Source organism: Sphingomonas sp. CCH5-D11 (assembly GCF_001557395.1).
In the GTDB taxonomy this organism is placed as follows: domain Bacteria; phylum Pseudomonadota; class Alphaproteobacteria; order Sphingomonadales; family Sphingomonadaceae; genus Sphingomonas.
Genome location: NZ_LSKH01000276.1, coordinates 1 through 4,675, shown reverse-complemented (window position 1 = coordinate 4,675; position 4,675 = coordinate 1). Strand labels below are relative to the sequence as shown.

Below are 4,675 nucleotides of genomic sequence, written 5' to 3'. Positions count from 1 at the left end.
GTCAAAGACCACCTCCACCGCCTCTGCGTGGCCATGATGATCATGGTAGGTCGGGTCTACCGTTTCACCGCCGATGTACCCGACGCGTGTCGAGACGACCCCCCGCTTTCGCCGCAGCAAATCTTCCATGCCCCAGAAGCATCCGCCGGCGAGTATCGCTCGTTCCGTCGGGTTTGCTTCGCTTTCGACAGACGGGTCGCTCACAGATCCCTCGCTTCTGGGTCGGCTCGAATCCTCTTGATCATGCCGCCGGCTCGGAACTTCGCTTGGGTAAGGGTGCGTCGACGAGGTCGGTCTGGACATCTGATCCACGGATCAGCGTGAGGTCGACGGGACAGCGGTCGGCGATCTCGATAATGCGCGCGCGCTGCTCCTCATCCAGAGGTCCTTCAAGGACAATCGTCCGAGTGAACCGGTCTGGAGGCATCATGTCCGCCACCTTCTTGTGCTCAACCCTCGTGCTCGCTCGTTCGAGCGGAAAGCCTTTGCGGTTTGCATAGAGGCGCATCGTCATCACCGTGCAGGCAGCGAGGCCGGCGGAGACCAACTCATATGGCGAAAGACCGCTCCCTAGTCCGCCGACCGATGTCGGCTCGTCCGAGTAGATCGAATGCTTGCCGCTGCGGACCTTGAGCTGGAACTTGCCCGCCAGCGTCTCGATGGCCTCGACTCCATCGGCAGCCTCAACCTGCGGAAGATCGGCCTTTAGGGGTGGCAGGTAGCGATTGGCCCAGGTGGCGACCATGGCGGATGCAAAGTTCGCGTCGGCGGCATCTGCAAGAAGGTGATCGGCCGCATCGAGCGATACGAAGCTTTTCGGGTGCCGAGCAGCGACGAAGATGCGCGACGCATGCTCGACCCCAACCACCTGATCGAGGGGGGAGTGCAGGACGAGTAATGGACGACGGAGCGCAGCGACCGCCTTTTCTACATCCACCTGTTCGACGGCGTCGACGAAGCTGCGTCGGATGAGGAAAGGCCGGCCGGCAATGTCGACCGATGCCTCGCCTTCGCGTCTGATCGTGTCGAGATCGCTGGCGTTGAAGACCTTGAGGATGTGCTCGAGTTCCGCCGGCGCGCCGACGGTCGCCACGGCGACGATGTCCGGCAGATCGGTCGCAGCCACCAGAGCAGCGGTTCCACCTAGGCTATGTCCGATAAGAAGGGCGGGCGTCATCCCCGCGGTCGTCATCGCCCTTGCCGCTGACTTGAGATCCGTCACGTCCGCGGCGAAATCCACTGCCTCGCCTTCGGCGCCGCCGACCCCAGTGCCAGCAAAGTCAAATCGCAGGACGCCGATCCCTGCCCGTGACAGTGCGCGGGAAATGTGGACGGCCGCTCGGCTGTCCTTCCCGCACGTGAAGCAATGAGCGAAGATCGCCCATCCGCGAGGAGTGCCTTCCGGAGACTCTAGGAGCCCGCTGAGAAGCTTGCCCTCTCCGTTCTCGAACGTGAACTTCGCTGCAGGCACGTCGATACCTCCCAGAACATATGTGCGCGCCGTTCCAACCCGGAACTCCGCATTCCTCCGCCATTCAACGATCTCCCCCACCCGCGAGCCGGGGCGAGCATTGCCTCGCGCCCTACCGTTGGGCCCGGCAGCACCTTGCATGGGCACCAGTCACGACAGGACATACCTTTTATATGCGTCGCGCATATAGACAACCCCTAACCGGCAAACTATATGCGTCGCGCATACTTCTCCGCTCCGGTCGGTCGAAGACGGATCTGCGGAGGTAGTCGAGAGAGACATGGGCCGAGGGGTGATGGAACTCAATCAGGTCAGCTATTTCATAAACTTGGCTGAGACGCTGAATTTCACCGAGGCTGCTCGGTTAAGTGGCGTGTCGCAGCCAAGCCTGACGCGTGCCATTCGTCGCCTGGAGGAAGAACTCGGCGGGGCACTGATCTATCGGGACGGAAAGAACAGCCGGCTCACGGGCCTCGGCCAGGATGTTGAAGCGGAATTCCGTCGTATGCTCTTGGCGTTGAGGAGCGTGCGCGATCACTCTGAGAACTGGACGATGGGGCGCCACCGCGTGCTTGACATCGCTGTCGCGCCGACCGTCGGACCGAAAAGGTTTGCATCCTTTTTCGAGGGCGCCCTGGAGGAAGTCCCGTCCATCGAGATCAGACTGCATTCACTTCAGTCGGGCGAAGACTCGTCGGAGGTCCTATCCGGCAAGTATCACGCGTGTATCCTTCCGCGGGAAGTTCGCCCAGATCGGAAGCTCGATGTTCGACCGCTCTTCCAAGAGCGCTTCGTACTCGCCTGCGCAGTGAGTCACCCGTTGGCGGCAGCGGAAATTGTTCGTGGGGACGACTTGGCGAAATTCCCGTTGGTCGATCGGCTCAACTGCGAGTTTCGCGACCAGATACAAGAGCATTTTGCGCGGCGCGACGTAGTGATGCGCCCGCGCTTGCGTTCAGACCGCGAAGATTGGGTCCACCGCATCGTTGCCGAGGGTAGCGCGATATGCATCGTCCCGGAGCGGTCAGCCGCAGAGACCGGCCTCGTTACGCGGCCTATCGAGGGTTTCACGTTGGAAAGGGAGGTGGTGATCGTGACTGTTTCCGGATCGACGGCGCCGGTTGAAATCCGGAAAATCGCGCAGCTTGCGGCGCGACATGAGTGGCGGTGAGCCGCATCAAGCGAAGCGGCGAGGCTATGGAAACTATGCGCACGACGTATTGGATAAGTACGTATGCGGCTGCGATAGTCGACTAGATGACACATCAGCCATGCTGACCGTGGTGCGCCTAAAGTTCTGGACTTAGCATTGGAGGTCTAATCATGAAGTTTGAGAAAACACAGGCCGCAATCGATCGCCTGACCCCTGAGCAGCGTCGCATCACTCAGGAGCACGGCACGGAGAGGCCGTTCACGGGTGAATACAATGACAACAAGGAGCCGGGGATCTACGTCGACGTTGTTTCGGGTGAGCCACTGTTCGCATCCACCGACAAGTTCGATTCACGCTCCGGCTGGCCAAGCTTCACCAAACCGATCGTCCCTGCGCATGTCAACGAAGTGCGGGACAGCTCCCATGGGATGACAAGGACCGAGGTCAGGTCGGTGCATGGTGACAGCCATCTCGGCCACGTCTTCCCGGATGGCCCCGCCGACCAGGGCGGCCTGCGCTACTGCATCAATTCGGCAGCGCTCCGCTTCGTCCCCCGCGATGAGATGGAGGCCGAGGGATACGGTGAATATCTCGATCAAGTAGAGGAGGTTTAACATGCATCAGCGCGCAGTTCTCGCTGGCGGCTGTTTCTGGGGTATGCAGGATCTGATCCGCAAGCAGCCGGGCATCATCTCGACTCGCGTGGGCTACACCGGCGGCGACGTCCCCAATGCCACTTATCGCAATCACGGCACGCATGCCGAGGGGATCGAGATTACCTTCGATCCCGAGGTGACGAGCTACCGGAACATCCTGGAATATTTTTTCCAGATCCACGATCCAACGACGAAGGATCGTCAAGGCAACGACCGCGGAGCCTCCTACAGGTCCGGCATCTACTATGTCGACGAGGAGCAAAAGCGCATCGCTGAGGACACGATCGCCGACGTGGATGCATCGGGGCTCTGGAATGGCAAGGTCGTCACCGAGGTCGAGCCCGTGGGCGACTTCTGGGAAGCCGAGCCGGAGCATCAGGACTACCTCGAGAAGCGGCCTGGCGGTTACACGTGCCACTTCGCACGACCCGACTGGGTGCTTCCAAAACGCCAGGACGCCAGCGGTGCGCACGGCGCGGCTACGGCACAGGCGGACTGATCGAGCGGATTCACGCTCCTTCATAGCACCAGCAGTTCCCTTCGTGGTCGCGTCGCCATGCGACCTGGCCACGAAGGGATGATCGTTCTGACAGTCTGTTGGACCGGCTTATTTCGAGAATTGCAGCCGAATGCCAGATCTCTCCTCATTCCCGATCGCGCAGCGGTGGCCAGCAGCGCATCCTGATCGCCTGCAGCTGTATGCGGCACCGACGCCGAACGGCGTCAAGGTTTCGATCATGCTTGAAGAGGTCGGTCTGGCATACGAGCCGCACTTTGTAGACATCTCCAAGAACGAGTCGAAGGACCCCGCGTTCGTTTCGCTCAATCCGAACGGCCGCATCCCGGCGATCATCGACCCCCATGGGCCAGGCGGCGTGCCGATCGGCGTGTGGGAGTCCGGAGCGATCCTCGTCTACCTGGCGGAGAAGAGCGGAAAACTCATGCCGACCGCGCCTGAGAGGCGGTATGACACGCTCGCTTGGGTTTTTTTCCAAGTGTCGGCAGTCGGACCGATGTTCGGTCAGTTGGGCTTCTTCCTGCGCTGGGGCGGCAAGGACTTTGAGGACCGGCGTCCTCTGCAGCGCTTCGCGGACGAGTCCAAACGCCTACTCAGCATCCTGGATCGCCAGCTAGACGGGCGTGACTGGATCGTAGGCGAATACTCCATTGCTGATGTGGCGACGCTCGGCTGGGTGAACGCGCTCATCACGTCATACAATGCCGGCGGACTGCTAGAGTACGAGACCTTCTCCAACATATCTGCTTGGCTTAAGCGCGGGCTAGCGCGGCCGGCGGTACAACGCGGCCTTCTCGTTCCGGAGAGACCCGCATGACCGTCATGTCCGCCGTCAGCACCAATGGCACAGATTTGAGGTTGTGATTTAAGGAGGATCT

6 protein-coding genes are annotated in these 4,675 nt (G+C 60.9%); 4 read left to right on the top strand and 2 right to left on the bottom strand.

What is annotated here, in order from left to right:
• Window positions 1-204: peptide-methionine (S)-S-oxide reductase (locus tag AX702_RS21760; protein ID WP_231731922.1), on the bottom strand; the 204-nt coding region annotated here is incomplete at its 3' end.
• Between the two features lie 37 nt (window positions 205-241).
• Window positions 242-1,471, bottom strand: coding sequence for a bifunctional alpha/beta hydrolase/OsmC family protein (locus tag AX702_RS17115; protein WP_231731920.1), 1,230 nt, complete (start codon window positions 1,469-1,471; stop codon window positions 242-244).
• Window positions 1,472-1,766: 295 nt separating this feature from the next.
• Here AX702_RS17115 and AX702_RS17110 point away from each other — a divergent pair, with 295 nt between their 5' ends.
• The 4 genes from AX702_RS17110 (at window position 1,767) to AX702_RS17095 (ending at window position 4,614) form a co-directional block, all read left to right on the top strand.
• A complete protein-coding gene (locus tag AX702_RS17110; protein WP_156455562.1) occupies window positions 1,767-2,642 on the top strand; it encodes a LysR family transcriptional regulator in 876 nt (291 codons plus the stop codon).
• Window positions 2,643-2,794: 152 nt separating this feature from the next.
• Window positions 2,795-3,238 carry a peptide-methionine (R)-S-oxide reductase MsrB gene (gene msrB, locus AX702_RS17105; protein ID WP_066781578.1) on the top strand — a complete coding sequence of 148 codons (444 nt, stop codon included), beginning with the start codon at window positions 2,795-2,797 and terminating at the stop codon, window positions 3,236-3,238.
• Between the two features lies 1 nt (window position 3,239).
• Window positions 3,240-3,779, top strand: coding sequence for a peptide-methionine (S)-S-oxide reductase MsrA (gene msrA / locus AX702_RS17100; protein ID WP_066781576.1), 540 nt, complete (start codon window positions 3,240-3,242; stop codon window positions 3,777-3,779).
• A gap of 130 nt (window positions 3,780-3,909) precedes the next feature.
• Window positions 3,910-4,614 (top strand): glutathione S-transferase N-terminal domain-containing protein, encoded by a 705-nt coding sequence (locus tag AX702_RS17095; RefSeq protein ID WP_066781574.1) that lies wholly within the window; start codon window positions 3,910-3,912, stop codon window positions 4,612-4,614.
• Window positions 4,615-4,675: the final 61 nt, after the last annotated feature.